General features: G+C 60.1%; 32 protein-coding genes and 1 riboswitch. Of the genes, 16 read left to right on the top strand and 16 right to left on the bottom strand.

Annotated features, from left to right (window positions below):
* Window positions 1-88: 88 nt before the first annotated feature.
* The 5 genes from DT070_RS05330 to cynS all read left to right on the top strand — a co-directional run bounded on the left by DT070_RS05330 (window position 89) and on the right by cynS (window position 4,392).
* A complete protein-coding gene (locus tag DT070_RS05330) occupies window positions 89-508 on the top strand; it encodes a CBS domain-containing protein (RefSeq protein WP_122954465.1) in 420 nt (139 codons plus the stop codon).
* A gap of 278 nt (window positions 509-786) precedes the next feature.
* Window positions 787-2,190, top strand: a complete 1,404-nt coding sequence (locus DT070_RS05335; RefSeq protein WP_122957264.1) for a CmpA/NrtA family ABC transporter substrate-binding protein — start codon at window positions 787-789, stop codon at window positions 2,188-2,190.
* A 5-nt stretch (window positions 2,191-2,195) separates the two neighbouring features.
* A complete protein-coding gene (ntrB, locus tag DT070_RS05340) occupies window positions 2,196-3,056 on the top strand; it encodes a nitrate ABC transporter permease (protein ID WP_122957265.1) in 861 nt (286 codons plus the stop codon).
* Between the two features lie 49 nt (window positions 3,057-3,105).
* Entirely contained in the window at window positions 3,106-3,900 is a 795-nt protein-coding gene (locus DT070_RS05345) for an ABC transporter ATP-binding protein (RefSeq protein WP_122954466.1), read from the top strand.
* Window positions 3,901-3,948: 48 nt separating this feature from the next.
* Entirely contained in the window at window positions 3,949-4,392 is a 444-nt protein-coding gene (gene cynS, locus DT070_RS05350; RefSeq protein ID WP_122954467.1) for a cyanase, read from the top strand.
* Window positions 4,393-4,846: 454 nt separating this feature from the next.
* Here the strand turns inward: cynS and DT070_RS21235 are convergent, their stop codons facing one another.
* The 3 genes from DT070_RS21235 to DT070_RS05365 form a co-directional block, all read right to left on the bottom strand.
* Window positions 4,847-5,416: a hypothetical protein gene (locus DT070_RS21235; RefSeq protein WP_153976279.1), complete on the bottom strand. Its 570-nt coding sequence runs from the start codon at window positions 5,414-5,416 to the stop codon at window positions 4,847-4,849.
* Between the two features lie 9 nt (window positions 5,417-5,425).
* The gene (locus DT070_RS21240) at window positions 5,426-6,790 is read right to left on the bottom strand and encodes a hypothetical protein (RefSeq protein ID WP_153976278.1); all 1,365 of its coding nucleotides are present in this window, start codon (window positions 6,788-6,790) and stop codon (window positions 5,426-5,428) included.
* A 183-nt stretch (window positions 6,791-6,973) separates the two neighbouring features.
* A complete protein-coding gene (locus DT070_RS05365) occupies window positions 6,974-7,468 on the bottom strand; it encodes a hypothetical protein (protein ID WP_122954470.1) in 495 nt (164 codons plus the stop codon).
* A gap of 224 nt (window positions 7,469-7,692) precedes the next feature.
* Here DT070_RS05365 and DT070_RS05370 point away from each other — a divergent pair, with 224 nt between their 5' ends.
* The 8 genes from DT070_RS05370 to phnD all read left to right on the top strand — a co-directional run bounded on the left by DT070_RS05370 (window position 7,693) and on the right by phnD (window position 14,554).
* Window positions 7,693-8,925: a CaiB/BaiF CoA-transferase family protein gene (locus DT070_RS05370; protein ID WP_122954471.1), complete on the top strand. Its 1,233-nt coding sequence runs from the start codon at window positions 7,693-7,695 to the stop codon at window positions 8,923-8,925.
* Window positions 8,925-9,656 (top strand): alpha/beta hydrolase, encoded by a 732-nt coding sequence (locus DT070_RS05375; RefSeq protein WP_122954472.1) that lies wholly within the window; start codon window positions 8,925-8,927, stop codon window positions 9,654-9,656. The genes DT070_RS05370 and DT070_RS05375 overlap by 1 nt, the downstream gene beginning before the upstream one ends.
* The gene (locus DT070_RS05380; RefSeq protein WP_122954473.1) at window positions 9,653-10,132 is read left to right on the top strand and encodes a hypothetical protein; all 480 of its coding nucleotides are present in this window, start codon (window positions 9,653-9,655) and stop codon (window positions 10,130-10,132) included. Before DT070_RS05375 ends, DT070_RS05380 begins: the two co-directional genes overlap by 4 nt.
* A 153-nt stretch (window positions 10,133-10,285) precedes the next feature.
* Window positions 10,286-10,828: a GrpB family protein gene (locus DT070_RS05385; protein WP_122954474.1), complete on the top strand. Its 543-nt coding sequence runs from the start codon at window positions 10,286-10,288 to the stop codon at window positions 10,826-10,828.
* A 183-nt stretch (window positions 10,829-11,011) separates the two neighbouring features.
* Window positions 11,012-11,131: riboswitch (glycine riboswitch) on the top strand.
* 121 nt (window positions 11,132-11,252) lie between these two features.
* The gene (locus DT070_RS05390) at window positions 11,253-12,566 is read left to right on the top strand and encodes a D-amino acid dehydrogenase (RefSeq protein ID WP_122957266.1); all 1,314 of its coding nucleotides are present in this window, start codon (window positions 11,253-11,255) and stop codon (window positions 12,564-12,566) included.
* A 70-nt stretch (window positions 12,567-12,636) separates the two neighbouring features.
* Window positions 12,637-12,846 carry a DUF1737 domain-containing protein gene (locus tag DT070_RS05395; RefSeq protein ID WP_122954475.1) on the top strand — a complete coding sequence of 70 codons (210 nt, stop codon included), beginning with the start codon at window positions 12,637-12,639 and terminating at the stop codon, window positions 12,844-12,846.
* Window positions 12,843-13,376 carry a DinB family protein gene (locus DT070_RS05400; RefSeq protein WP_122954476.1) on the top strand — a complete coding sequence of 178 codons (534 nt, stop codon included), beginning with the start codon at window positions 12,843-12,845 and terminating at the stop codon, window positions 13,374-13,376. The genes DT070_RS05395 and DT070_RS05400 overlap by 4 nt, the downstream gene beginning before the upstream one ends.
* Before the next feature lie 218 nt (window positions 13,377-13,594).
* Entirely contained in the window at window positions 13,595-14,554 is a 960-nt protein-coding gene (gene phnD, locus DT070_RS05405) for a phosphate/phosphite/phosphonate ABC transporter substrate-binding protein (protein ID WP_228778651.1), read from the top strand.
* Window positions 14,555-14,668: 114 nt separating this feature from the next.
* Here the strand turns inward: phnD and DT070_RS05410 are convergent, their stop codons facing one another.
* On the bottom strand, window positions 14,669-15,382 hold the full coding sequence (locus DT070_RS05410; RefSeq protein WP_122954478.1) for a DUF4197 domain-containing protein: 714 nt from the start codon (window positions 15,380-15,382) through the stop codon (window positions 14,669-14,671).
* A gap of 48 nt (window positions 15,383-15,430) precedes the next feature.
* On the opposite strand from DT070_RS05410, the gene DT070_RS05415 reads away from it, so the two are divergent.
* On the top strand, window positions 15,431-15,913 hold the full coding sequence (locus DT070_RS05415; RefSeq protein WP_164483798.1) for a TlpA disulfide reductase family protein: 483 nt from the start codon (window positions 15,431-15,433) through the stop codon (window positions 15,911-15,913).
* Between the two features lie 180 nt (window positions 15,914-16,093).
* Here DT070_RS05415 and DT070_RS05420 read toward each other — a convergent pair whose 3' ends face one another.
* Window positions 16,094-16,549, bottom strand: coding sequence for a cytochrome c (locus tag DT070_RS05420; protein ID WP_122954480.1), 456 nt, complete (start codon window positions 16,547-16,549; stop codon window positions 16,094-16,096).
* A gap of 203 nt (window positions 16,550-16,752) precedes the next feature.
* Between DT070_RS05420 and DT070_RS05425 the strand changes: the two genes are divergently transcribed.
* Both DT070_RS05425 and DT070_RS05430 read left to right on the top strand, forming a co-directional pair.
* Window positions 16,753-17,442 carry a cytochrome b/b6 domain-containing protein gene (locus DT070_RS05425; RefSeq protein WP_122954481.1) on the top strand — a complete coding sequence of 230 codons (690 nt, stop codon included), beginning with the start codon at window positions 16,753-16,755 and terminating at the stop codon, window positions 17,440-17,442.
* Window positions 17,443-17,538: 96 nt separating this feature from the next.
* Complete coding sequence (locus tag DT070_RS05430; RefSeq protein ID WP_122954482.1) at window positions 17,539-18,027, top strand: GNAT family N-acetyltransferase; 489 nt, start codon at window positions 17,539-17,541, stop codon at window positions 18,025-18,027.
* Between the two features lie 203 nt (window positions 18,028-18,230).
* On the opposite strand, the gene DT070_RS05435 is transcribed toward DT070_RS05430, so the two are convergent.
* From DT070_RS05435 to rplC, 11 genes are all read right to left on the bottom strand, one after another.
* A complete protein-coding gene (locus DT070_RS05435) occupies window positions 18,231-18,737 on the bottom strand; it encodes a peroxiredoxin (protein WP_092130380.1) in 507 nt (168 codons plus the stop codon).
* A 230-nt stretch (window positions 18,738-18,967) separates the two neighbouring features.
* Entirely contained in the window at window positions 18,968-19,237 is a 270-nt protein-coding gene (gene rpsQ, locus DT070_RS05440; protein ID WP_092130381.1) for a 30S ribosomal protein S17, read from the bottom strand.
* Window positions 19,234-19,443: a 50S ribosomal protein L29 gene (gene rpmC, locus DT070_RS05445; RefSeq protein WP_011481236.1), complete on the bottom strand. Its 210-nt coding sequence runs from the start codon at window positions 19,441-19,443 to the stop codon at window positions 19,234-19,236. The genes rpsQ and rpmC overlap by 4 nt, the downstream gene beginning before the upstream one ends.
* A gap of 12 nt (window positions 19,444-19,455) precedes the next feature.
* Window positions 19,456-19,872 (bottom strand): 50S ribosomal protein L16, encoded by a 417-nt coding sequence (rplP, locus tag DT070_RS05450; RefSeq protein ID WP_122954483.1) that lies wholly within the window; start codon window positions 19,870-19,872, stop codon window positions 19,456-19,458.
* 24 nt (window positions 19,873-19,896) lie between these two features.
* The gene (rpsC, locus tag DT070_RS05455; protein ID WP_092130382.1) at window positions 19,897-20,805 is read right to left on the bottom strand and encodes a 30S ribosomal protein S3; all 909 of its coding nucleotides are present in this window, start codon (window positions 20,803-20,805) and stop codon (window positions 19,897-19,899) included.
* A gap of 12 nt (window positions 20,806-20,817) precedes the next feature.
* The gene (rplV, locus tag DT070_RS05460; protein ID WP_007866508.1) at window positions 20,818-21,147 is read right to left on the bottom strand and encodes a 50S ribosomal protein L22; all 330 of its coding nucleotides are present in this window, start codon (window positions 21,145-21,147) and stop codon (window positions 20,818-20,820) included.
* A gap of 10 nt (window positions 21,148-21,157) precedes the next feature.
* Window positions 21,158-21,436, bottom strand: coding sequence for a 30S ribosomal protein S19 (gene rpsS / locus DT070_RS05465; protein WP_007866503.1), 279 nt, complete (start codon window positions 21,434-21,436; stop codon window positions 21,158-21,160).
* A 9-nt stretch (window positions 21,437-21,445) separates the two neighbouring features.
* The gene (gene rplB, locus DT070_RS05470; protein ID WP_122954484.1) at window positions 21,446-22,270 is read right to left on the bottom strand and encodes a 50S ribosomal protein L2; all 825 of its coding nucleotides are present in this window, start codon (window positions 22,268-22,270) and stop codon (window positions 21,446-21,448) included.
* Window positions 22,270-22,599, bottom strand: a complete 330-nt coding sequence (rplW, locus tag DT070_RS05475; RefSeq protein WP_122954485.1) for a 50S ribosomal protein L23 — start codon at window positions 22,597-22,599, stop codon at window positions 22,270-22,272. The genes rplB and rplW overlap by 1 nt, the downstream gene beginning before the upstream one ends.
* Window positions 22,596-23,216 (bottom strand): 50S ribosomal protein L4, encoded by a 621-nt coding sequence (gene rplD, locus DT070_RS05480; RefSeq protein WP_011481230.1) that lies wholly within the window; start codon window positions 23,214-23,216, stop codon window positions 22,596-22,598. The genes rplW and rplD overlap by 4 nt, the downstream gene beginning before the upstream one ends.
* Window positions 23,216-23,899, bottom strand: coding sequence for a 50S ribosomal protein L3 (rplC, locus tag DT070_RS05485; protein ID WP_011481229.1), 684 nt, complete (start codon window positions 23,897-23,899; stop codon window positions 23,216-23,218). Before rplC ends, rplD begins: the two co-directional genes overlap by 1 nt.
* Between the last annotated feature and the right edge of the window lie 52 nt (window positions 23,900-23,951).

Below are 23,951 nucleotides of genomic sequence, written 5' to 3' on the forward strand. Positions count from 1 at the left end.
AAACACGCCCGCTCAGGTCATGCTGGCTCCTGCTGGCTGGAGACGGCGATGCCGCTCCAGCCCAAGCCCACCCTCAAGGAGTATTTTTATGACGACCGTCACCGACGTGATGACCCGCAACGTGCGAACCATGGCCCCCGGCGATACCGTGGCCGCAGCCGCCAAAGCCATGCAAGAACTCAACGTGGGCGTGATCCCCGTGTGCGAGGGCGACAAGCTGCTCGGCATGGTGACCGACCGCGACATCGTGCTTCGCGCTGTGGCGAAGGGGCTGGACGGCGCCACCCCGCTGTCCACCGTGATGAGCACCGACGTGCGCACCGCCCGCGAAACCGATGACCTCGACACCGTCCTCGCCGACATGGCGTCCCGCCAGATCCGCCGCCTGCCGGTGCTGGACGGGTCGCAACGCCTGACCGGCATCATTTCCATCGGCGATATCGCCGTCAAGGGCCAGGACGAAGAGGATGTGGGCCAGTCTTTGGCCGATATCTCGTCTCCGGCCTGAGCGAACGGCGCAGGGCCGGCCTGTGCCCTGCTCGAATTTGGTGCAGTGATCAAACCCGCACGCCGCTGCTGAAGGTGAAAAAAACCACCTGACGCCCCGGCCTGCGCACGCAAAAACGGCATGGCAGCGCCTGCTTTGCTGTTTCGCAAGCGATTTTGTAGTGGACGCCCTACACGCTGTCACGGCATCCCCAGCGAAATGCGGCGCATGCTGCATTTCCCGTCAAAGTGGCCCGCTGCTTGCAAGACAGCCGCATCTTCCAACGAAAGGTGCGCGCCATGTCTGACCGTTTCTCCCCTTACGACGCCGACCGGCCCCTGATGCTCAAGTGCAGCTGCGGCGGCAACCACGCCCCGGCCGATCACCACCCGGAGATGAATGCCGACGGCGCCGCCGCCGAGCTGCGCCGGCGCAGCCTGAGCAGCGAGTTCGAGGCCTACTCCAACGAATTTATTGAAGCCACGCTCGTCAAGGCCCTGTTCCCCCAAGACGAAGTGCGCCGCCGCTTCCTGCGCGCTGTCGGCAAAGGCACGGCCATGGCAGCAATCGCCAGTGTGCTGCCCGTCGGCACCATGCAGGCCATGGCGCAAGACAAGGGCCAGCTGGAAAAAACCAACCTGAAGATCGGCTTCATTCCCATCACCTGCGCCACGCCGCTGATCATGGCGCACCCGCTGGGCTTCTACAGCAAGGAAGGCCTGAATGTTGAAGTCGTCAAGACCGCCGGCTGGGCGCTGATACGCGACAAGATGATCAACAAGGAATACGACGCCACGCACTTCCTCAGCCCCATGCCGCTGGCCATCTCGATGGGTGTGGGCTCCAACCCGGTGCCCATGAATGTGGCCACTATCCAGAACACCAACGGCCAGGCGATCACACTGGCCAACAAACACAAGGACAAGCGCGACCCGAAGATGTGGAAGGGCTTCAAGTTTGCCGTGCCCTTTGAGTTCAGCATGCACAACTTCCTGCTGCGCTACTACGTGGCTGAAGCCGGGCTGAACCCCGACACCGACATCCAGATCCGCGTGGTGCCGCCGCCCGAGATGGTGGCCAACCTGCGCGCCGGCAACATCGACGGCTACCTCGGCCCCGACCCTTTCAACCAGCGCGCGGTGTACGAAGAAATCGGCTTTTTGCACCTGCTGACCAAAGACCTGTGGAACGGCCACCCCTGCTGCGCCTTCGGCACATCCACAGAGTTCATCCAGAAGAACCCCAACACCTTTGCCGCGCTTTACCGCTCGGTGCTCACGGCCGCCGCCATGGCGCGCGACCCGAAAAACCGCGAGCTGATCGCCAAGGTGATTGCACCGCAGGCCTACCTGAACCAGCCGGAGACCGTGCTGACGCAGGTCCTGACCGGCCGCTTTGCCGACGGCCTCGGCAATATCAAGACCGTGCCCGACCGCGCCGACTTTGACCCCATCCCGTGGCAGTCGATGGCGGTGTGGATGCTGACGCAGATGAAACGCTGGGGCTACGTGAAGGGCGACATCAACTACAAGCAGATCGCCGAAAAAGTCTTCCTGCTGACCGACGCCAAAAAACGCATGGCCGACCTGGGCCAGAAGGCGCCGGAAGGCGCATACCCCAAGTTCACCATCATGGGCAAGGTGTTTGACGCGGCCAAGCCTGATGAGTACCTGAAGAGTTTCGCCATCAACAAGATGGCTTAGTGGACATGCCCAAGTCACTGAACTTCAAGGCCACGCTGGTCTCGGTCCTGCTGCTGCTGGTGTTCCTGGCGGCATGGCAACTGGCCACGCTGCCGGCCGCCGGCGGCGCAGCCGGGCCCGCGGTGTCAGCCGAGCAGGCCGAGTACCTGAAGATGCTGGGCAAAGACCCAGGCGCGGCCAAGGCCGGCGGCTTTCCCACACCGCTGCAAATGGGCCAAACCGCGTGGCGGCACCTGGCCAACCCGTTTTATGACAACGGCCCCAACGACAAGGGCATTGCCATCCAGCTCGGCTTTTCGCTGGCGCGTGTGGGCCTGGGCTTTTTGCTGGCTTGCATGGTGGCCGTGCCGCTGGGTTTTGTGATCGGCATGTCGCCGCTGCTGCGCCGCGCGTTTGACCCCTTCATCCAGGTGCTCAAGCCGATCTCGCCACTCGCGTGGATGCCGCTGGCGCTCTACACCATCAAGGACTCGTCGATCTCGGGCATCTTTGTGATCTTTATCTGCTCGGTCTGGCCCATGCTGATCAACACGGCCTTTGGCGTGGCTTCGGTCAAACGCGAATGGCTCAACGTGGCCAGCACGCTCGAAGTCAATCCCCTGCGCAAGGCCTTCCAGGTGATCTTGCCGGCGGCGGCGCCCACCATCCTCACCGGCATGCGCATCTCCATGGGCATTGCCTGGCTGGTGATTGTGGCGGCCGAGATGCTGGTGGGCGGCACCGGCATCGGCTACTTCGTCTGGAACGAGTGGAACAACCTCTCGCTCACCAACGTGATCTTCGCCATCCTGGTCATCGGCATCGTCGGCATGCTGCTGGACCTGGCCTTTGCGCAGCTGCAGAAGGCGGTGACCTATGTGGAGTGACCTTGCGGCACGCACCCACGCGCCTCAGCCGATACAGAAAGAACGCACCATGCAGGGATTCCTGAAAATCGAAGGGCTGAGCAAAGCCTTCACGCCAAGCAGGCCGGTGTTTGCCGATGTGTCCTTCACCATCAGCAAAGGCGAGTTCGTCTGCATCATCGGCCACTCTGGCTGCGGCAAGACCACCATCCTCAATGTGCTGGCGGGGCTGGACACCGCCACCGCCGGCCACATCTTTATGGAAAACCGCGAGATAGGCGGCCCCAGCCTGGAGCGCGGCGTGGTCTTCCAGAGCCACGCACTCATGCCCTGGCTCACCGTGCGCAAGAACATCGCGTTTGCCGTCGTATCGCGCTGGCCCGACTGGACGGCCGCGCAGGTCAATGCCCATGTGGAAAAGTTTGTCGCCATGGTGGGCCTGACCCCCGCCATCGACAAAAAGCCTTCACAACTCTCAGGCGGGATGAAGCAGCGCGTCGGCATCGCCCGCGCCTTCGCCATCCAGCCCAAGATGCTGCTGCTCGACGAACCCTTTGGCGCACTCGACGCACTGACACGCGGCACCATCCAGGACGAACTGATGGCCATCGTGCGCGAGACGCAGCAAACCGTTTTCATGATCACGCACGACGTGGACGAAGCGATATTGCTGGCCGACCGCATCTTGCTGATGAGCAACGGCACCGACAACGACGGCGTCTACACGCCAGGCCGCATCGCCGAAGAAGTCATCAACCCGCTGCCCCGCGAACGCACCCGCGCCGGCCTGCACCACCTGTCCGGCTACTACGACCTGCGCAACCACATCGTCGACTTCCTCGTCACCCGCGCCAAGGCGCATTGACTCTCTCGCTTTCACCTTCATCAAACCATTTCAAACACAGGAGCCAACATGAACCGCAACGACATCACCGAAAAAATCATCACCGTCAAAGTCAGCAAAGGCATCACCTGGGAATCCGTCGCCAAAAAAGTTGGCCTCAGCAAAGAGTGGACGACTGCAGGCTGCCTCGGCCAGATGACCTTCGACGCCAAACAGGCCAAAGTGATCGGCAAGATTTTTGGCTTGACCGCCGAAGAACAAAAGTGGCTGCAAGTCGTGCCCTACAAAGGCTCACTCCCCACCCCCGTGCCCACCGACCCCCTGATCTACCGCTGGTATGAAATCGTCAGCGTGTATGGCACCACCATCAAAGAACTGATCCACGAAGAATTCGGCGACGGCATCATGAGCGCGATCGACTTCAGCATGGACATCGTGAGGCAGCCGGATCCCAAGGGGGATCGGGTGAATGTGGTGTTGTCGGGCAAGTTCTTGCCGTACAAGACGTATTGATTACTCTGACCCGGGATGCCTACTGGCACCCTGGAGTCCCGCGCCGGAGGCCTAGAGCCCTCTAACCCGGCACGCAATCAGCAGCAGGCCGAAACCAATATTCACGACCAGCTCGCAATGGGCGCGCCCAAGCGGACCACACCAAACTGCGCGAGCGGAGCAACAACAAAGATGACAAGGGAATCTAGGCGTCATCAGACCTCGACTTGACCGCTGAGTACTTCTCAAAACCCGGGAATATCTCGAAGTAGCTGTCCGGAAAGTGCACGTCGAACTCGTGAAACTTTGCGGATGCGAGAAGTCGCTCGTGCGCTCGTATGGTCGCCTGCCTCGAAACGGCGCTCCGAGCGATGGTATTAGCATTGCTATTCAACGCATGCACTATTCCTGCAGCGTAATCGGCGAATAGCAGCAGAGGCTCAGATTCCTCGCTAGTCAGCGTGAGCGTAGTAGCCTAGTGAAAGATTCCGAGTGAATTTATTTTCGGCTGATGTTCGTTCATCGAACGCCACGCCCCAACGAGAGCATCTCTATTCTCTTCACCTTGAATTTCATTATCGAAAATCACACATTCCGATATATTCAGTCGACCCTTCCTATCAGTGATACGTGGCAATGTTCCCACCTTTATTGAGTGCCCCATCGCCAGCGTGGAAGCTTGCCCAAGCAGCAGCATCTTTATCAGTGTTCCAGCCTTCAGGAATGCGATAGGCCCACCAGCGAGCGGAGCGGTCCTCGCATGGATTTCACGGGAATCACGCCAGAATTCCGACCATCGCTTATCGCGCTTATCGAGCGACCCGGCAGCTATCGACCACGCTTCCCTAAGAAGCAGATCAGTCACCGCAGCAACATGATCGTCATCTGAATTTCGCCATTTCGGAAGCCCCGCCGGAATCAATGACCTTATTCTCTTCACAGAACCCGATGGTAAGCATATTGAAGCAACTGTTAGCTTATCAGCGTTCAGCGCATTCTCAGACACTTGACCCGCGATGTCCGACACTGACGTGATCGCAACCATGTGTGAGCGCTACGCGAGAAGACCGAACGTATGTGAAAGCTGTGCGATGCCACGTAACCTATAGGTTACGGTTCGCCCCTCTTGCTTACGCGTGAGAAGGTTCTGCTTATGTAGTTTTGTCAAATAGTTGCTAGAGAAATCTTGCATAGACCGAACAGGGAAACTCTTAAAGTCGCTGGCCCTCGCTTGTCCTGCCTTACCAATTGCTTCTAGAACGGCCATTTCCTTCGCATTCAGGTATAGGCCCTTCAGCTCGCTTTCAACAATCTTACGTAAGTAGCTTGCGGCTTGAGGATGCGCCAACTGCTGGTTGATTAGCATCTGGCCGATCGAGGCATTAAAGGCCGTATCGAATGTCTTTTTGAACCCGGGCGTGTTTTGGACAACTTTAATAGCGGGCGTTTTGAGCACTTGATCTCTGACACTTTCAACAAATTTGGCGCATATGCTGTTGCTGTATTTAAGAACAAAGCGCATCTCCCCAAACGAGGCCTCATACAGACGCTTATGTGTTTCCTCTGTAAGAGGAGACTTACCTCCCTTTGAGTTGTGAAATCTAGACACTCGAATGGCGATAGCTTCATGAAGCTCCCCAATTTCAATTGGGCGAATTTCAATTCCGGAACCGGTAGTACGTTCAAAAACTCTTGGGTCCAGCGACTGAATCAAGCTACCCAAACCGCTTTGCCCGATAAGCACCCACCAAACGTTAGCGATCGAAAATAGAGTGTCACGAAACGAGATCAACATCGATCCGAGTTGCTCATCGGACAGATTTTCGAGGTTATCTAGAGCGATAACTGCAGATTGAAATCCGAGTGTTGTGACAACCTCAGAGGACATCGCCGCCAGAGCATCAGCTATCGCTTCAAAGGATGCATCAGACGCCTTGGGAAGCTGTGCTGTTCGCCCCACAGATCCACCACATCCAAGAACGGAAATGCCGAGGCTAAAAGCCGACGTACCTGTGCCGGCCAGCCATTCGCCAATTTCCTTTATCTGCTTGGGAACAGGCTTGGCATTCAGCGCGCACCAAGCATCAATTGAACGATATAGCGAATCAACGGCACGAAGCGCGAGTCTCTTTAAGTCGTCTGTCGGCTGTACGGGGCAAAGAGTTCTCGCAGCAAGCAACTTAGGGCCAAAGGGTGCTAAGTCATTCTCCAAACGATATTGCTGCACGTTGAAGAAGCTGGTTTTTCCGACGCCAGGCGTACCCGAGAGCACCAATACACCACCTGCAGATGTCCCCAGTTGAGTACAGAGTTCCGTTGCTTCGTTATCGCGCCCCACCAATAGGTCAATATCTTCCGCCCGCGGCAGTAGCGGATTTGTGTTGTACGGACTTTCGCGAAAGCCAAGAGATGCCCACATTTCTTATATCTCCTCCAACAGAAATTTATCTTGCGAAGTTTCCAAGACTTAACGTCATGCGCGCTGCAAACTACAGCTCTCGCTAACAAATTCTAGGCTTTTCACGCTTTGATCCCCTCATCCAATCGGAGGGAATTCACGCTTTAAATATCTAACCAACTTGCTCACCTGCATTCTTGCTTTTCACGATTTCTCTAGGTAGCTGCGCAACAACGATTCAAGCTTGGGCAGCCGATCTTGCAGTTCATGAAGTTTGGAGGCTTGGTTATTGTTGACGTTCTGAAGCCTCGCGGAGATCATTTGCAGTTGAACTGAAAATCTTTCAGTTAATGTCACCATCGATAGAGTTGAACTCCTAATCTCGGGGGATAACTTATCGCCGCGCTCAATGATTTTCAGAAGAATGCCCTCCAGACCTTCGGCTAGCTCTGCGACTAGATCGGTCTGATTAAACATCGTTTGCTCTCGGTCACTAATGGGTTGACCCGTATTTTTTCGCTCCCTCTTAAGCGTTTCGGCGTCGACCCGGTATTGCGTGAAAGCGGCTATTGCGCTTCGCAGTAAATCTTCATCTCGCTGACGTTCAGCTCGTTTGAAGTAGTGATGCGATGCCAGCGCCGTCCCAACAGCAACTAGCAGTGACAGAGTGGATAGTGCACTATTTAGGTCAATACTCATGCTTATGGCGTTCAAGTCGGACGTACCCAGTGAGCTGTAGCCACTACGGCGCGTCAAGATCACGCGTCTTGGTCACCCAAACATCAGAGCTCCAGCTAATGGGAAGAGTGTGTCGCTTTTTGGCTCTATCAAAACTACTGGCTTACCCGCCCCATCCCTCTTCCTTTGGGTAAAGGATTCTCGTGACTCTCTCGAAGCACTTGGCTAAAGGCAAAATGCCACACATGAACTCCCTATCCGGCATCCGCATCCTCGACCTCTCCCGCGTGCTCGCAGGCCCCTGGTGTACCCAGACACTCGCTGATCTGGGTGCGGACGTGATCAAGATTGAGCGCCCTGGCACGGGTGACGACACACGCACCTGGGGTCCGCCGTTTTTGAAGGATGCGCAGGGGGCGGACACCGAGGCCGCTTATTACCTGGGCACGAACCGCAACAAGCGCTCCGTCACATGCGACATTGCGCAGCCCGCGGGCCAGGCGCTGGTGCGTGCGCTGGCTGCGCATTGCGATGTGTTTGTGGAGAACTTCAAGGTGGGCGACATGGCGCGTTATGGGCTGGACTATGCGTCGCTCAAAGCCATCAACCCGCGCCTCGTTTACTGCTCTGTCACGGGCTTTGGGCAGACGGGGCCTTATGCCGACCGTGCGGGTTATGACTATGCGATCCAGGGCATGGGTGGGCTGATGAGTGTGACGGGTGAGCGTGACGACCTGGGGGGTGGGCCGCAGAAGGTGGGTGTGGCGGTGGCGGATTTGATGACAGGCATGTATGCGACGGTGGCGATTCTTGCTGCGCTGCGCCATGCCGAGAAGACCGGCGAGGGCCAGCAGGTGGACATGGCGCTGCTGGACACGCAAGTGGCGATGCTGGCCAACCTGGGCGCCAACTATCTGGTGAGCGGCAAGGCGCCGGGCCGTGCGGGCAATGCGCACCAGAACATCGTGCCGTATCAGGTGTTTGAAGTGGCGCCTGCCGCTGACGGCAGCAAGGACCATTTGATTCTCGCGGTGGGCAATGACTCGCAGTATGCGAAGTTTTGCACCGTGGCCAACATCCCTGAGCTGGCAACCAACCCGCTGTTTGCCACGAATCGCAACCGCGTGCAGAACCGCGGCCAGCTGGTGCCGATTCTGGAGGCGGTGATGAAGACGCGCAGCAAGGCCGACTGGCTGAGCGCGCTGGAGGCGGCGAAGGTGCCGTGTGGCGCGATCAACAGCCTGGCGGAGGTGTTTGCCGATCCGCAAATTGAGGCGCGCAAGATGGTGACCGAGTGGCAGCACCCGGTGAAGGACGATTTGAAACTCGTCTCCAGCCCCATCCGCATGAGCGCGACGCCGGTGCGCACCGACTTGCCGCCGCCGCTGCTGGGCCAGCACACGGATGAAGTGCTGCGCGAGCTGCTGAACTATTCGGACGCGCAGCTGTCTGAACTCAAACACATAAAGGTGATCTGATGGCAAATTTTGTTTTGGTGCACGGTGCCTGGCATGGCGGCTGGTGCTGGCAACGCGTCACCGCCCCGCTGCAGGCGCAAGGCCATCGCGTGTACGCCGTCACGTTGACGGGCCTGGGCGAGCGCGCGCACCTGCTCTCGCCCGCGATCAACCTCGACACGCATATCAACGACGTCATCAACCTGATCGAAGCGGAAGAGTTGCATGACGTCATCCTCGCCGTGCATTCGTACGCCGGCATGATCGGCACGGCGGTGACTGACCGCATGCCCGAGCGCATCAAGCACCTGGTGTATGTGGATGCGGTGGTGCCCAAGCCCGGCGAAAGCTGGAGCAGCACGCAGGCCAGCGCGACGCAGCAGCAGCGCATGGCGGCGGCGCAGGCGTCGCCGAACTTCAGCTTTCCGCCGCCTGACCCGGAGGTGTTTGGCCTGCATGACGCCGACCATGCATGGGTAAAACGCCGGCAGACGCCGCACCCAGGCAACACCTACCAGGCGCCGCTGCACTTTGATGTGAAGCGTGTGGCGGCGGTGCCGCGCACCTTTGTCAATTGTGTGGACCCGGCGCTGGCGACCATTGCACCCAGCCGCCTGCGTGTGCAGGACCCGAAATTCTGGGACGGCGCGTGGCTGCCGAATTCGCGGGTGGTCGAGATCAAGACCGGGCACGACCCGATGATCAGCGAGCCTGCGGCGCTGACAAAATTCCTGCTGGAAAGCGCCGAATGAATTTGCTCGGCCGCCGCCAGTTCACCGCCGCGTTGGCGGGCAGCCTGGCCTTGCCGCAGCTGGCGCGGGCGGCAGACACGGCATTGCCGGTGCCCGCATCGTTGCCGGCGGCTGCCGGCATCGCGGCACTGAAAAAAGAGCCGCTGGTGCTGCTGGTCAGCCTGCCCGGCTGCCCGTATTGCGAGCTGGTGCGGCGCAACTACCTGTTGCCGGCGCAGCGTGAGGGCAGCATGCACGCCTGGCAGCTCAACATCAGCGACCGCATCACGCCGCTGACGGGCTTTGACGGCAAGGTGACGACAGCCGCCGCGCAAGTCGCGGCATGGAAGGCGGGCTTCACGCCGACAGTGCTGTTTCTCGGCCCGGCTGGGCAAGAACTGGCGGAGCGGCTGGTGGGCCTGGCGTCTGTGGATTTTTATGGTGCCTACCTGGATGCGCGGCTGGCAGAGGCGCGCAGGGCGGTAAGGGCGCTTTAGCCAGCACCCGGCCGTTGAGGCTGCCGCCGGGCAGAAACTTCATTTGCTATTATTTTGATAGCTGCTAGTCAAGGCGGGTATTGGGCTAGATGCCTTTTTTATCATTAATACTCCTTTGGCCGCCCTGAACCAGAATCTGCCCTCTTCCCAACCATGACTGGCCCCAATTCCCTGCTTGCCGCCATTCACGAGGAAGTGAGCCTGCAGCCCTATGACCCGCGCTGGCCGGGCCTGTTTGCCGCCGAGCGGGACCGGCTGCGGCTGCTCGCGCCGCAGCTTCCGGCGCGCCTGATCGACATCCAGCACATCGGCAGCACGGCGGTGCCGGGCCTGGCGGCCAAACCGGTGATCGACATGCTGGCCGGGGTCGAATCGATGGCGGCGGCCGAGGCGCTGTTGGCGCCGCTGTGCGCCAACGGCTACACCACGTCGGCGGAGTTCAACGCCTCACTCAACGACCGCAAATGGCTGATGCGCTGGGCCGACGGGCGGCGCACGCACCATTTGCACATCGTGGTGCACGGCGGCGATGTGTGGGCCGGGCGCCTGCGCTTTCGCGACGCACTGCGTGCGGATGCGGCGCTGGCCGCGCGCTATGCCGCCCTCAAGGCGGAGCTGGCGGCGAAGCACCCGCGCGACCGTGAGGCTTACACCGATGCCAAGGCCGCGTTTGTGCAGGCGGCCAGCAAGGGCTGAGCGCTTCTACTATTAAGGTTCTGAATCACTCCGCTAGACCAGTACTGAAGGCCCCATCCACGCTTGGCAAAACCGCCTTCGGTGGTAAATTCAAACCCGTTCAAGCAGGAGAGCGCTGCCCGCAAAGGCAGCCACCGAAGGCGCAAACTTCCATAATCGCTCAGGTCCCGTACTGCCCGGAACACACAGCCGTCTGGAGAGACGCCGCACGCAATGTGCAGCGCACCGAAGGAGCAAAGCCGATGCTTGTCATAGACATCAAGCACGGCTGAATCTCTCAGGTACCAAGGACAGTGGAAGCGGCCGCAAGCATGCTGACAGGCGATGCTTGGCGGTTGCCACGTTTCTTTTTTGAATCACGCACCCCCCAAGACCCTGCAGCACTTGCGCAACTGCAATGTTCTGCTTGAAAAAAGGATTCGCCATGAAAGTCATGGTTTTGGGGGCGGGTGTCACGGGGATCACCACCGCCTGGTATTTGGCGCAACGCGGTCATGAGGTGACGGTGGTCGAGCGCCGCGGCGCGGCCGCGATGGAAACCAGCTTCGCCAACGGCGGGCAAATATCGGTGAGCCACGCCGAGCCCTGGGCCAACCCGGGCGCACCGCTCAAGGTATTGCAATGGCTGGCGCGTGAAGATGCGCCGCTGCTCTTCAGGCTGCGGGCCGATGTGAACCAGTGGCTGTGGGGCCTGGAGTTTCTGCGCAACTGCACGCCGGCGCGCACCGCAGAAAACATCAAACAAATCGTGAGCCTGGGCATGTACAGCCGCGGCGCGCTGCAAAAGCTGCGTGCCGAGCTGGGCCTGCAATACGACGCGCAGACCAAGGGCATCCTGCACTTCTACACCAGCCAGGCCGAGTACGACGCCGCGCAGGAACCGGCGCGCATCATGCGCGAGCACGGCTGCGAGCTGGACATGAAAACCGCCGACGAGTGCGTGGCCATTGAGCCGGCGCTGGCGCAATGCCGCAGCAGCATCGTGGGGGGCAGCATGACGCCGAGCGATGAGTCGGGCGATGCGCAAGCTTTTACCACCGCGCTGGCCGCGCGCTGCGAGCAGGCGGGCGTGAAGTTTTTGTACAACACCACCGTGCTGGGGCTGGATGCCGCAGAGGGGCAACTCAATGGTGTGCAAGTCGCGATGGGCCGCGGTGAGGCCGGCGGCAAGGTCGAGATGCTGAAGGCCGACGCCTATGTGATGTGCCTGGGCGCCTTCAGCGCGCAGTGGGCCAAGGTGCTGGGGCAAAGCCTGCGCATCTACCCGGCCAAGGGTTACTCGGTCACGCTGCCGGTCATCAACGAAGCGGCCTCTTACCAGGTCAGCCTGACGGACGACGAGTACAAGCTGGTGTTCTCGCGCTTTGGCAATCGCCTGCGCATTGCCGGCACGGCCGAACTCAACGGCTACAACACCGAGCTGAACCTGGTGCGCTGCAATGCCATCGTGCGCCGGGTGAAGCAGCTCTTCCCCGAGATGACGGACGGCGAAGGCGCGCAGTTCTGGACGGGCCTGCGCCCGGCCACGCCGAGCAACGTGCCGTACATCGGCAAGAGCCGCGCATCCAACGTCTTCCTCAACACCGGCCACGGCACGCTGGGCTGGACGCACGCCTGCGGCTCGGGCGCGGCGATCGCGGACATCGTGAGCGGGCGCGTGCCGGAGGTGGACTTTGCGTTTACCGGCATGCCGAAGGCGGGGCGCGTGATGGCATTGCCGGGGATGGTGAAGGCCTGATCGGCGAGCGGCTGCATCAGATGAGCGGAAACGGTAATATCGCCCTCCGTTCATCAAGCCACTGCAGCCAATGACATCACCTGCCACCACGCCGCCCGACGGCCTTCCGCACTACCGCCTCCTCACCGGCCCGGACGACGCGAGCTTTTGCCACCGGGTGAGTGAAACCCTCGCGCTGGGTTACGAGCTTTACGGCTCACCGGCGGCAACCTTCAACGGCGAGCGTGTGATCGTGGCGCAGGCGGTGCTGTGGCCTGCAGTTCGCAACGGCAAGGCATGAGCAACGCCCTGCCCCTGAACCCCGCCACCCTGCAGGCGATGGCGGATTTCCCGCGCCAGCTGGAGCAGTTCTACGACGCGATTCCGCCAAGCCACAAGGACTGGACGCCGCCGTCATGGGACGGCATTCCGAGCGAAACTTTTACGGCACTGGGCCAGGTTTGCCATGTGCGGGACATCGAGATCGACGGCTACCACGTGCGGATTCAGCGCACGCTGGCAGAAAACAATCCGCTGCTGGAATCGCTGGACGGCTACGTGCTGGAAAAGGAACGCGACTACGCACACGCCGATGCGAATGAAGTGCTGGCGGCGTTTCGCGCCGCGCGTGTGAAGACGATGGCGATCCTGGCGGGCATCACACCGCAGCAGCTGGACCGCACGGCGGAGTTCGAAGGCTACGGCGCGCTGACGCTGCGCAGCCTGGTGCACTATTTGTGCAGCCACGACCAGCAGCATTTGGCGGGTTTGCAGTGGCTGCTGGGGAAGATTGATGCGGCTGGCGCTGCAGATGAAAAAGGGAAGTTGTAACGCTTTCTTATCAGGAAAGCTGCTTAGCGCGCTACCTCGCCCCCTCTTTTTTCAACTGAAAAACAACGAATTTCCCACGTCAAGCCCACTTTATGACCCTTTAGAGTTGGTCAACCTGTAAGTAAAAGTTAGTTTGGACGCACACTGAGACCAACCGGCGTCTCTGCCGTGCGGCCGCAATGCGGTTCTATCCATAACTACTGGGGTGATTAAAGATGATGGTGTATCTACGTAACGCGGCGGTTCTGACCGGCACCGCCCTGGCGCTGAGCGCAAGCTGGGCCCAAACCGAAACCCCGCGCGCGCCCGCCAAGGCCAAGCCAGCGGCCGCAGCGCCTGTCGAAAAATTTTCAGGCCCGCGCGAAAAAATGGTCGTGGCCATGCCCAAGACCTACGGCAAGACCGAGACGATGGCGCTGTGGGGCGACTATTTCAGCCACCTGTCGCGCTGCGCCAATGTGGAACTGCAGAACGCCCAGGGCGATTCGCTCGAGCGCACCAGCAACGTCGACATCCTGGGCGAGAAGGAACTGGTCGAAGCCCTGTCGACCGGCAAGGCCCAGATCGGCCAGGTGAACCCCGGCCTGGCCGCGCAGATGGTGACCGCCGGGCAGGCCGCGCCGTTCGGCGTGCCGGGCAACAAGGCCACCGGCCAGCGCAATTCCTACAAGCTGATCCTGATCAGCCGCATCGACAGCCCCTACAAGGAACCCAAGGACCTGGTGGGCAAAAAGATCGCGCACACCACACCCACCTCCAACTCGGGCAACCTGGCGCCGCGCGCGCTGTTCCCGGCGCTGGGCCTGACACCTGACAAGGATTACGAGGTGGTGTTTTCCAACGGGCATGAGCGCTCGGTGACCGGTGTGATGCATGGTTTTTACCCTGCCGCGGCCGTGGCCAGCGATTTGTACCAGCGCATGGTCGTCAAGGGCGACGTGAAGGGCTCGAGCATCCGCACGCTCTGGGAAAGCCCGCCCTTCATGACGGAAACCTGGACCATGAACAAGGACGTCTCGCCCGAGCTGCAGGCGCGCGTGAAGAAGTGCTCGTTCAGCTACAACTTCTCGCCGACGCTGAAGAAACAGCTGCCCGGCAACGACACCTTCCTGCCCATCAATTTCGATCGCGATTTTGCGACGGTGATGCAGGTGTACCGCTCCACGCAGAAGAAGTAACACCCCCGTCCAGGCTCACTGCGTGTAGCCTGTTCCCCCCTCAAGGGGGCGGCGCCTGCAGTCTGGCAAAGCCAGTCCCGCGGCTGCCCGCTGGCGTGAGCGATCGTGGAGACACTACTTCATCCCACCGAAGACTTTTTTCAAAATCGCGCTGCCGGTGCCAACCGGGTCCTGGCGGATCTTCTTTTCTTCTTCGCCGATGATGAGGTAAAGGCCGTCCAGCGACTTGCCGGTGACGTATTGCTGGATGTTGGCGTCTTCTTTCTTGACCAGGCCAAAGCCGGCGGCCTTGCCAGCGAATTCGTTGTATTTGTTGGCCAGCCCGACTTTTTCGGTCGCCTTGGTCACCACGGGCAGAAACTTCACGCCCAGCGGGGCGCGGGTTTTTTCGGCAAAGAAGGTGGTCACTGAAGTCTCGCCACCCGTCAGGATGTTCTTGGCGTCGTTCACGTTCATGGTGCGCACCGCATTGACCAGCAGGTCCTTGCCCATGGGCACGGCGGCTTCGGCGGCGCGGTTGATGGAGGTGACCAGCTCATCGATGCGTTTGCCCTGGCCGAAGTTTTTCAGCAATTTCGACGCGTCTTCCAGGTATCCGGGCAAAGGAATGCGAACTTTTGGGTTTCCGAGGAATCCATCTGTCTTGCCCAGCAGGGCGACGGCTGCAACCGCGCCTTTTTCAAGGGCGGTTTTCAGGCCCGCGCTGGCGTCGGCATTGCTGATGCCGGACAAATCCCCGAGTGAAAGCGCGTGGGCTTGGTGGTAGGTGGCCAATATCAGTGCGCCCAACGCGCTGACGCCTGCCTGGTTAAAATTGCGACGTTGCATGATGAGGTTCTCCCGATGAAATTGACATCCAGCCAGACAGTATGCCGCATGGCCCTGGCCGGCGTTTTGGCCCTGGCAGCCCTTGCCAGCCTGCCCGGGTGCAGCGGCGCGCAAGCCGCTCCGGAGTCGACCTTCGTGCTGCTCGACGGCAGCAAAAAGACCACCGCCGACCTCAAAGGCAAGGTCACCCTCGTCAACTTCTGGGCCACGAGCTGCGTGACCTGCGTGGCCGAAATGCCCAAAGTCATCTCCACCTACAACAAATACCAAAGCCAGGGCTACGACACGCTGGCCGTGGCCATGAGCTACGACCCGCCGAGCTACGTCGTCAATTACACCGAAACGCGCAAGCTGCCTTTCAAGGTGGCCATCGACAACACCGGTGCCGTGGCCAAGGCCTGGGGCGATGTGCAACTCACGCCGACGACCTACCTGGTCAACAAGCGCGGCGAAGTCGTCAAGAAGTATGTGGGCGAGCCGGATTTTGCGGCGCTGCACCAGCTGATTGAAAAGCTCCTCGCAGAGACTTGAAGCGTTTCGTGCCCCCAAAAGAAAAGCCGGTTCAAACGAACCGGCTTTTTTGTTCCCCAAGCTCGAAAGAGATATCTCTAACCAAGCGGGGGCCGTGGAACCGGCTTTGCCGGGCCACAGGCTCCGCCCCCTGCAAGGGGGGAAGGCGCTACACGAAGTGAGCGTCCGACGGGGGTGTGCTTACTGTGCTCTGAAAGCGTCGTGGCAAGCCTTGCAGCTGCCGGCGGTCGCCGTAAACGCCGTCTTCAGGTTGTCCAGGTTGCCGGTTTTGGCGGCAGCGGCCAGCTTGGCCGACTCTGCCACCAGCTTGTCGCTGTGTTCCTTGAACTTGGCCTGCTCGGTCCAGATTTCAGGCTTGGCCTTGGTGTTGCCGCCCTTGTCGGTGCCGGGGCCAAAGGCAACCCATGGCAGCTTGGCCATCTCGGCCACGATTTCGGCGTTTTCCGCAGCGACCTTGGCGTCGAAAGGCACACGGCCGTTGGCCATGGCGCCGACGCGTCCGAAGTGCTGGCCCATCACAAACAGCGCGCTCTGGCGGTATTTGATGGCGTCTTCAGGCTTGGCAAACTGCGCCGAAGCCGGGGCGGCCAGGGCCATCAGGGTGGCGGCCGCAGCGATACAGGCAAATGCTTTCATGGGGGATCCTCGTAGGTTTATTCTTGAGATGGGGCAATGGCAACGCAGTTTGCCTGTTGCCATGTGGCTGAGTTTAGCGGCCGGCGATAAGTTCCGCAGGAACTTATGCTCTACGGGAAAGCACCAAGAGCTCAGCGGGCCGGCCGCGCACAATGCCTTGGCAATGCCTTGCATAGAACAACCCACATGAACGAGGAGTGAGCATGTACACCAACAAAAATCTTCACAAGGTGCGTGTCTGGGATCTGCCGACACGGGTTTTTCACTGGGCGCTGGTCGCCTGCGTGGTCGGCCTGGCCATCACCGGCACCGTGGGCGGCAACGCCATGGTCTGGCACTTCCGCTTCGGCTACACCGTGCTGGCCTTGTTGCTGTTTCGCATCGTCTGGGGCCTGGTGGGTGGGCGCTGGTCCCGGTTTGGTGCGTTTATTTACGCGCCGCAGAGCGTCATCAACTACCTCAAGGGGCGCGGCAAGCCCGAGCACGGCGTGGGCCACAGCCCGATCGGCGCGGGTTCGGTGTTTGCGATGCTCGGCTTCCTCGTCGCCCAGGTAGGCACGGGGCTGCTGAGCGACGATGAAATCGCGTTTGCCGGCCCGCTGACGCGTTTTGTCTCCAACGCCACCGTGAGCCTCACGACCAACTATCACAAGAACATCGGCAAATGGGTGCTGCTGGCGCTGGTGGTGCTGCACATCGCGGCCATCATTTATTACCTGAGCCGCAAGCACAACCTGGTGGGCGCCATGCTGCACGGCGACAAGGAACTGGTGGTGGCAGCGCCGCCCTCGCGCGACGACACGGTGTCGCGCGTTGCGGCGGTGCTGATCCTGGCGGTTTGCGGCGGCGTGGCCTACTGGGTGTCGACGCTGGAAGCGGCGCCCGCGTTCTGACGCACCCGGCGCCTGGCGGTACGGGAAACCGGCAGGCCTGCCGCGCCGGGGAATCACGGTAAACTGGTTCTCGACTTTTTGCCCTGCCGCCGACCCGTGCAACGCCCCAACATCCAGTTCATCACGCCCGACACGCCGGAGCAATTGGCCGCCACGCGGCTGATTTTTCGCGAGTACGCGGAGCAGCTGGGCATTGACCTGTGCTTCCAGAATTTCGAGGCCGAGCTGGCCGAGTTGCCCGGCGAATACGACGAACCCGAAGGCACGCTGCTGCTGGCGCTGGTGGACGGCGAAGTCGCCGGCTGCTGCGCATTGCGCGCGCTGGACTCCGTCGACTACCCGAACGCCGGCGAAATGAAGCGGCTTTATGTGCGCAACGCGTTTCGCCGCTTCGGCTTGGGCCGCCAGCTGGCGGAGGCGATCCTGGAGGCGGCGCGCGTGGCGGGTTACAGCTCGGTCCTGCTGGACACGCTGGACGACATGGAATCGGCCCGCGCCTTGTATGCCGAGCTGGGGTTTTCGGAGATCCCGCCCTACTATCACAACCCGATTCCGGGGGCGCATTACCTCAAGGTCGATTTATAAGAAATCGGCCTCCAGCCCAATATCGATATAGACTTTGTGCTATTAAATTTATAGCAAATCACCGGTGGGCAGACAAAACCCGGATCACCCGCGCGCCGGGGTGAGGTCATCAAAAAAGCCACCTGCTTGCGCGAGGTGGCTTTTTTCTTGAACGGCGGCCGCCCTGCCTGGAGGGGCGAGGCGGGGCGGCCGTCAGGCCGGACTCAGCCCTTGGCCTGGGCGAGCAGGGTGGCGGCGTCGCTGACTTCAAATTTGCCGGGGCCTTCCACATTGAGGCTGGCGACTTTGCCGTCCTTGACCAGCATGGAATAGCGGTTGCTGCGCAGGCCCATGCCGCGCGCGGTCAGGTCCAGCGTGAGGCCGGCGGCCTTGGCGAAGTCCGCGCTGCCATCGGCCAGCATGCGCACCTTGTCGCCGGTCTTCTGGTCGCGCGCCCAGGCGCCCATGACAAACGCGTCGTTCACGCTCAGGCACCAGATCTCGTCGACACCGGCAGCCTTCAGTTCGGCGAATTTCTCCACATAGCCGGGTACGTGTTTGGCCGAGCAGGTGGGTGTGAAGGCGCCTGGCAGCGCAAACAGGGCGATGGTTTTACCGGCACTGGCTTTGGCCACATCCACCGGGTTGGGGCCGATGCTGCAACCATTGCCTTCGACTTCGGAAAATTCCATCAGCGTGGTGGCCGGAAGGGTGTCGCCTACTTTGATCATGGGGTGCTCCTCAAGAATGGATGGGTTTGTGATGGGTCAGGGAAAATCAACCCCCGAAGTGTAGTGCGGCGGCAGCTAGCGTGTGCTCACTGTGCGAAAGGCGGCCTGGGCTGGAAGGTCATGCCTTGAAAGCCGGCAAAAAGAGGACGGCGGCACAAACAAAAACGGCCCACCGAAGTGAGCCGTTTTTAAAAGCCTGACCGGGGTCAGCCCGAGCTTGAACCCAGGACTTAAACGATCACGGCCTTTTCAACCAGACGGGTCACAACCCAGTTCTTGGTCTTGGAGATCGGACGGCTTTCGGTGATCTCGATCACGTCGCCCGTGTGGTACTCGCCCTTTTCGTCATGGGCGTGGTACTTGCTGGACAGCGATACGATCTTGCCGTACAGCTCGTGCTTCACACGGCGCTCGACCAGGACCGTCACGGTCTTGGCGCGCTTGTCGCTCACCACCTTGCCGATCAAGGTGCGCTTGAGGGATTTTTTAGCTTCCGTCATTTTTTGGCTCCTTGCTTGACGATGGTTTCGGCCAGGATAGTCTTGGCGCGAGCGATGCTGCGACGCGTGGAACGCAGCGTGGAAGTGTTGGTCAGTTGCTGCGTGGCTTTTTGCATACGCAGGCCAAAGTGGGCTTTTTGCAGCTCTTTGACTTCGGTTTTCAGGCCGGCAACGTCTTTTTGGCGCAGTTCAGTAGATTTGGTCATTGTCATTTCCCCTTACTGGCCAATCATGCGGCTGACGAAGGTGGTGCGCAGCGGCAGCTTGGCAGAAGCCAGGCGGAACGCTTCGCGGGCCAGCTCTTCAGGCACACCGACGATTTCAAACACGATCTTGCCGGGCTGGATTTCAGCCACGTAGTACTCTGGATTACCTTTACCGTTACCCATACGCACTTCAGCAGGCTTTTGGGAAATCGGCTTGTCCGGGAAGACACGGATCCAGATACGGCCGCCACGTTTGACGTGACGGGAAATCGCACGGCGTGCGGCTTCAATTTGACGAGCAGTCAGGCGACCACGGTCGGTGCACTTGAGACCGAAGTCACCGAACGCAACCGAGGAACCCCGGGTTGCGATGCCGGTGTTGCGGCCTTTTTGCTCTTTGCGGTATTTTCTGCGAGCGGGTTGCAGCATTTTGATTCTCCGTTAATAGACCGATTACTCGGTCTTGGCACCGTCAGCTGCTGCAGCTGGCGCGGCTTTACGGACGCGCTTAACGGTGGTTTTCGGGGCTTCGCTACCTGGGGTAGCTTCAGCCGGCTTGTCGCTTCCATCTACCGGAGCGGTATTGGTCGCACCACGAGGTGCACGGGCACCGCGTGGAGCAGGACGGTCGGAACCAGGACGATCGCCAGGACGGGCATCACGGCGTGGGCCGCGCGGCTTGCGTTCTTCGTCGGCCGGTGTTTCCACCATCTTGGCGCCCGGCGCATCGTTGCGGCCCAGCGTGTCGCCCTTGTAGACCCAGACCTTGACGCCGATCACCCCGTAGGTGGTCTTGGCTTCAGAGGTGCCGTAGTCGATGTCGGCGCGCAGGGTGTGAAGGGGCACGCGACCTTCGCGGTACCACTCGCAACGAGCGATTTCAATGCCGTTGAGGCGGCCGGACGACATGATCTTGATGCCCAGGGCACCCAGACGCATGGCGTTTTGCATGGCGCGCTTCATCGCACGGCGGAACATGATACGTTTTTCAAGCTGTTGGGTGATGCTGTCGGCGATGAGCTTGGCATCAATTTCAGGCTTGCGAACTTCTTCGATGTTCACGGCGACCGGCACGCCCAGCTGGCGGCTCAGTTCTTTCTTGAGGTTCTCGATGTCCTCGCCTTTTTTGCCGATCACGACGCCCGGACGTGCCGAGAAAATCGTGATGCGGGCGTTCTTGGCGGGGCGCTCGATCAGAACGCGCGAAACTGCGGCGTTCTTGAGCTTGGCCTTGAGGTACTCGCGAACCTTGATGTCTTCAGCCAGCATGCCGGCGAAATCACGGTTGCTTGCGTACCAGCGGCTGGCCCAGTTGCGGCTAACTGCAAGGCGAAACCCGGTTGGGTTGATTTTTTGTCCCATATCCTGCTGCCTTTAGTTGCCAACCACCACGTACACATGGCACGTGGGTTTGCTGATGCTGTTGCCGCGGCCTTTTGCGCGCGCGGAGAAACGCTTGAGCGTGGCGCCTTGTTCGACGTAGATGGTTTTCACCTTCAACTCGTCGATGTCGGCGCCATCGTTGTGTTCAGCGTTGGCGATGGCGGACTCCACAACCTTCTTGATGATTCCAGCAGCTTTTTTCTGCGTGAAGTTCAGGATGTTGAGGGCTTGATCCACTTTCTTGCCGCGGATCAGGTCAGCGACCAGACGGCCTTTGTCGACCGACAGACGAACGCCCCGGAGGGTTGCACGTGTTTCCATGGTCTTTTCCTTACTTTCTCACAACTTTTTTATCAGCCGGATGACCTTTGAAAGTCCGGGTGAGTGCGAACTCGCCCAGCTTGTGGCCAACCATTTGATCGGTGATGTAGACAGGTACGTGCTGCTTGCCGTTGTGAACGGCGATGGTCAAGCCGATGAACTCGGGCAGGATCATGGAGCGACGCGACCAGGTCTTGATCGGCTTTTTGTCCTTGTTGGTAACGGCCTTGTCGGCTTTTGCTACCAAATGATGGTCGACAAACGGACCTTTTTTGAGTGAACGTGTCATGGGTTAGCCTTACTTCTTGCGACGCGAAACAATCATCACTTGCGTGCGCTTGTTGTTGCGGGTGCGGTAGCCCTTGGTCAGGTTACCCCATGGATCGACAGGATGACGGCCTTCGCCGGTCTTGCCTTCACCACCGCCGTGCGGGTGGTCAACCGGGTTCATCACCACACCGCGAACGGTCGGGCGAATACCCATCCAGCGCTTCACACCGGCCTTGCCGAGACGGCGCAGGCTGTGTTCTTCGTTGGCGACTTCACCGATGGTGGCGCGGCACTCGATGTGGATCTTGCGAACTTCACCGGAGCGCATACGCACCTGGGCGTAAGTACCTTCGCGGGCCAGCAACGTTGCCGAGGTGCCGGCGGAGCGGGCGATCTGCGCGCCCTTGCCGATTTGCATCTCGATGCAATGGATGGTGGAACCCACTGGGATATTGCGGATAGGCAGCGTGTTGCCGACGCGAATCGGCGCTTCCGAACCGCTGATCAGCGTGGCGCCGACTTCAAGGCCGCGAGGGGCGATGATGTAGGTGCGCTCGCCGTCGGCGTAGCAGAGCAGGGCAATGTGGGCCGTGCGGTTGGGGTCGTACTCAATGCGTTCGACCTTGGCCGGAATGGCGTCCTTGTTGCGCTTGAAGTCCACCACACGGTAGTGGTGCTTGTGACCGCCGCCTTTGTGGCGCGTCGTGATGTGCCCGTTGTTGTTACGGCCGGCCTTCTGGAATTGTGGCTCCAGCAGCGGCGCGTAAGGTTCACCCTTGTGCAGGTGATCCCGGGAGATCTTCACCATCCCGCGCATGCCGGGGGAGGTGGGTTTCATTTTAATGACAGCCATTACGCAGACTCCCCACCGAGGTTGAGTTCCTGACCGGGCTTGAGCGTCACGTAGGCCTTGCGAACGTTGTCGCGGCGGCCGACGGATTTGCCAAAGCGCTTGGTCTTGCCTTTGATGTTGAGGACGGCAACCGACTGGACATCCACCTTGAACATCAGCTGCACGGCAGCCTTGATTTCAAATTTGGTAGCGTCCTGCAGCACCTTGAAGGTCACGGCATTGGTCTTGTCCGCAATCATCGTGGCTTTTTCAGACACGATGGGAGCGACCAGAACCTGCATCAGGCGGCCTTCGTCGAATTTCAGAGAAGATGGGTTACGGGCGCTCATGCGAACATCTCCTTGAGTTGGTCCATGGCAGCCTTGGTGACCAGAACCTTCTTGTAGTGAACCAGCGACACCGGATCGGCGTAACGGGGCTCAACCACGAGGATGTTCACCAGATTGCGGGAAGCCAGGTAAAGGTTTTCATCAACCACATCAGCGATGACCAGCACCGAGTTGAGGTTCATGGCCTTGAATTTGTCAGCCAGGACCTTGGTCTTGGGTGAATCCACAGCCAGGGAATCAACCACAGCCAGGCGGCCTTCGCGCGCCAGTTGCGAGAAGATGGACGCCATGCCGGCGCGATACATCTTCTTGTTGATCTTCTGCGTGAAGTTTTCGTCAGGCATGTTCGGGAAGATACGACCGCCGCCGCGCCACAGTGGCGAAGACGTCATACCAGCACGTGCACGGCCAGTGCCCTTTTGTTTAAAAGGCTTCTTGGTCGAGTGACGAACCTGCTCACGGTCCTTCTGGGCCCGGGTACCCTGGCGGGCGTTGGCCTGGAAGGCCACGACCACCTGGTGAATCAGGCTTTCGTTGTATTCGCGACCAAACACGGTATCAGGCACGTCCACCTTGGACGAAGCCAGACCTTGGTCATTCAGGAGTTCGACCTGCATCAGTTCGCTCCTTTAGCAGCGGTGGTGGGCTTGGCTTTGATCGCGGCACGAACCGTGACAAAACCGCCTTTGGAACCAGGCACAGCGCCGCGAATCATCAGCAGCTGACGGGCTTCGTCGATGCGCACGATGTTCAGGTTTTGCGTGGTCACGGTGACGTCACCCAGGTGGCCCGTCATGCGTTTACCAGGAAACACACGGCCGGGATCCTGCGCCATACCGATGGAGCCGGGAACGTTGTGCGAACGGCTGTTACCGTGCGACGCGCGTTGCGAGCTCATGTTGTGGCGCTTGATGGTGCCGGCATAGCCTTTACCAATGGAGGTGCCCTGCACGTCCACCAGCTGGCCCACGGCAAACACGTCGGCTGCGGGCACAACAGTACCGGCAGCGTATTTGCCTGCGACGTCAGCCGTCACGCGGAATTCTTTCAGGATCTCACCAGCTTCAACGCCTGCTTTCGCAAGGTGGCCGGCGGCCGGCTTGGTCACGCGCGATGCTTTGCGTGCGCCAAATGCCACTTGAAGGGCATCGTAGCCGTCATTTGCTTCGGTTTTAACCTGGGTCACGCGGTTGTTTGATACATCCACCACGGTAACAGGAACTGTGTCCCCATCATCCGTGAACAGACGCATCATGCCAACTTTGCGGCCCAGCAACCCGAGGGAGTTGCTCAGACTCATGATGTGTTCTTTCGTAACTTCCACCGCTGCGACTTCAATTGGCCGCAGACGT

The sequence above is a fragment of the Polaromonas sp. SP1 genome (assembly GCF_003711205.1).
In the GTDB taxonomy this organism is placed as follows: Bacteria; Pseudomonadota; Gammaproteobacteria; order Burkholderiales; family Burkholderiaceae_C; genus Polaromonas.

Excerpts from the sequence above, each read along its gene's own strand:
- DT070_RS05410 (WP_122954478.1), bottom strand. The coding sequence starts at position 15,382 with ATGCAACGTCGCAATTTTAACCAGGCAGGCGTCAGCGCGTTGGGCGCA.
- rpmC (WP_011481236.1), bottom strand. The coding sequence starts at position 19,443 with ATGACCAAATCTACTGAACTGCGCCAAAAAGACGTTGCCGGCCTGAAA.
- DT070_RS05435 (WP_092130380.1), bottom strand. The coding sequence starts at position 18,737 with ATGATCAAAGTAGGCGACACCCTTCCGGCCACCACGCTGATGGAATTT.
- DT070_RS05345 (WP_122954466.1), top strand. The coding sequence starts at position 3,106 with ATGCAGGGATTCCTGAAAATCGAAGGGCTGAGCAAAGCCTTCACGCCA.
- DT070_RS05335 (WP_122957264.1), top strand. The coding sequence starts at position 787 with ATGTCTGACCGTTTCTCCCCTTACGACGCCGACCGGCCCCTGATGCTC.
- DT070_RS05375 (WP_122954472.1), top strand. The coding sequence starts at position 8,925 with ATGGCAAATTTTGTTTTGGTGCACGGTGCCTGGCATGGCGGCTGGTGC.
- DT070_RS05420 (WP_122954480.1), bottom strand. The coding sequence starts at position 16,549 with ATGAAAGCATTTGCCTGTATCGCTGCGGCCGCCACCCTGATGGCCCTG.
- rplV (WP_007866508.1), bottom strand. The coding sequence starts at position 21,147 with ATGGAAACACGTGCAACCCTCCGGGGCGTTCGTCTGTCGGTCGACAAA.
- DT070_RS05365 (WP_122954470.1), bottom strand. The coding sequence starts at position 7,468 with ATGAGTATTGACCTAAATAGTGCACTATCCACTCTGTCACTGCTAGTT.
- DT070_RS05425 (WP_122954481.1), top strand. The coding sequence starts at position 16,753 with ATGTACACCAACAAAAATCTTCACAAGGTGCGTGTCTGGGATCTGCCG.
- DT070_RS05395 (WP_122954475.1), top strand. The coding sequence starts at position 12,637 with ATGACATCACCTGCCACCACGCCGCCCGACGGCCTTCCGCACTACCGC.
- phnD (WP_228778651.1), top strand. The coding sequence starts at position 13,595 with ATGGTGTATCTACGTAACGCGGCGGTTCTGACCGGCACCGCCCTGGCG.
- DT070_RS21240 (WP_153976278.1), bottom strand. The coding sequence starts at position 6,790 with ATGTGGGCATCTCTTGGCTTTCGCGAAAGTCCGTACAACACAAATCCG.
- DT070_RS05370 (WP_122954471.1), top strand. The coding sequence starts at position 7,693 with ATGAACTCCCTATCCGGCATCCGCATCCTCGACCTCTCCCGCGTGCTC.
- DT070_RS05380 (WP_122954473.1), top strand. The coding sequence starts at position 9,653 with ATGAATTTGCTCGGCCGCCGCCAGTTCACCGCCGCGTTGGCGGGCAGC.
- rpsC (WP_092130382.1), bottom strand. The coding sequence starts at position 20,805 with ATGGGACAAAAAATCAACCCAACCGGGTTTCGCCTTGCAGTTAGCCGC.
- rplB (WP_122954484.1), bottom strand. The coding sequence starts at position 22,270 with ATGGCTGTCATTAAAATGAAACCCACCTCCCCCGGCATGCGCGGGATG.
- rplC (WP_011481229.1), bottom strand. The coding sequence starts at position 23,899 with ATGAGTCTGAGCAACTCCCTCGGGTTGCTGGGCCGCAAAGTTGGCATG.
- rplD (WP_011481230.1), bottom strand. The coding sequence starts at position 23,216 with ATGCAGGTCGAACTCCTGAATGACCAAGGTCTGGCTTCGTCCAAGGTG.
- ntrB (WP_122957265.1), top strand. The coding sequence starts at position 2,196 with ATGCCCAAGTCACTGAACTTCAAGGCCACGCTGGTCTCGGTCCTGCTG.
- DT070_RS05385 (WP_122954474.1), top strand. The coding sequence starts at position 10,286 with ATGACTGGCCCCAATTCCCTGCTTGCCGCCATTCACGAGGAAGTGAGC.
- DT070_RS05400 (WP_122954476.1), top strand. The coding sequence starts at position 12,843 with ATGAGCAACGCCCTGCCCCTGAACCCCGCCACCCTGCAGGCGATGGCG.
- DT070_RS05390 (WP_122957266.1), top strand. The coding sequence starts at position 11,253 with ATGAAAGTCATGGTTTTGGGGGCGGGTGTCACGGGGATCACCACCGCC.
- rpsQ (WP_092130381.1), bottom strand. The coding sequence starts at position 19,237 with ATGACGGAAGCTAAAAAATCCCTCAAGCGCACCTTGATCGGCAAGGTG.
- rplP (WP_122954483.1), bottom strand. The coding sequence starts at position 19,872 with ATGCTGCAACCCGCTCGCAGAAAATACCGCAAAGAGCAAAAAGGCCGC.
- DT070_RS05415 (WP_164483798.1), top strand. The coding sequence starts at position 15,431 with ATGGCCCTGGCCGGCGTTTTGGCCCTGGCAGCCCTTGCCAGCCTGCCC.
- cynS (WP_122954467.1), top strand. The coding sequence starts at position 3,949 with ATGAACCGCAACGACATCACCGAAAAAATCATCACCGTCAAAGTCAGC.
- rplW (WP_122954485.1), bottom strand. The coding sequence starts at position 22,599 with ATGAGCGCCCGTAACCCATCTTCTCTGAAATTCGACGAAGGCCGCCTG.
- DT070_RS05330 (WP_122954465.1), top strand. The coding sequence starts at position 89 with ATGACGACCGTCACCGACGTGATGACCCGCAACGTGCGAACCATGGCC.
- rpsS (WP_007866503.1), bottom strand. The coding sequence starts at position 21,436 with ATGACACGTTCACTCAAAAAAGGTCCGTTTGTCGACCATCATTTGGTA.
- DT070_RS21235 (WP_153976279.1), bottom strand. The coding sequence starts at position 5,416 with ATGGTTGCGATCACGTCAGTGTCGGACATCGCGGGTCAAGTGTCTGAG.